1 protein-coding gene is annotated in these 225 nt (G+C 73.8%); it reads right to left on the bottom strand.

Features of this window, described 5'->3' with window-relative positions; all coding sequences use genetic code 11:
• A partial coding sequence (locus RRF55_RS28535) for a hypothetical protein (protein ID WP_439419375.1) occupies nt 1-225 on the bottom strand: 225 nt, incomplete at both ends.

Genomic DNA, 225 nt, shown 5'->3' with positions numbered 1-225 from the left:
CGCGGCCCCGCCCGGTCCCATCGCGCCAGGGCGAAGATCATGGAGCAGGCGCCCAGGACGCTGGTCAGGGCCACCATCAAGGTCGACAGACGGTCCGCCACCAGGACGATGCCGAACGGCGCCGGCCAGTCGCCCAGTTGATAGACGCGAGCCGTGTCGCCCCCGCCCGTCGCCCCGGTCGCGCTCTCGTGCAGCAGGGCCAGGGCCATGGCCAGGATGGCCGCC

It is taken from the genome of Klebsiella sp. K47, from assembly GCF_051858335.1.
Lineage (GTDB): Bacteria > Pseudomonadota > Gammaproteobacteria > Enterobacterales > Enterobacteriaceae > Klebsiella > Klebsiella pneumoniae.
This window is presented reverse-complemented; position numbering and strand designations above follow the sequence as displayed.